The organism is Mitsuokella apri, from assembly GCF_047974105.1.
GTDB lineage: Bacteria > Bacillota > Negativicutes > Selenomonadales > Selenomonadaceae > Mitsuokella.
Genome location: NZ_JBHYRS010000037.1, coordinates 1 through 224 on the forward strand (window position 1 = coordinate 1; position 224 = coordinate 224).

At 51.8% G+C, this 224-nt stretch carries 1 protein-coding gene; it reads left to right on the top strand.

The genetic code is table 11. The features are described from left to right. Nucleotides 1-224 (top strand): IS66 family insertion sequence element accessory protein TnpB (gene tnpB / locus ACE419_RS11620; protein WP_435722089.1); only part of this gene is annotated, 224 nt, incomplete at both ends.

Genomic DNA, 224 nt, shown 5'->3' on the forward strand with positions numbered 1-224 from the left:
GACCATTTCAAGAAGAATCCATTTCAACCAACGCTTTTTCTATTCTGTGGACGCCGTAAGGACCGCATCAAGGGGCTTCTCTGGGATGGGACTGGCTTTCTGCTGCTGTACAAGCGTTTGGAAAAAGGCAAGTATCAATGGCCGAACAAGCCGGAAGATCTTCTCGAGATCACGGACCAGCAGCTGCGCTGGCTCACGGAAGGTCTTACCATCGCGCCCAAGAA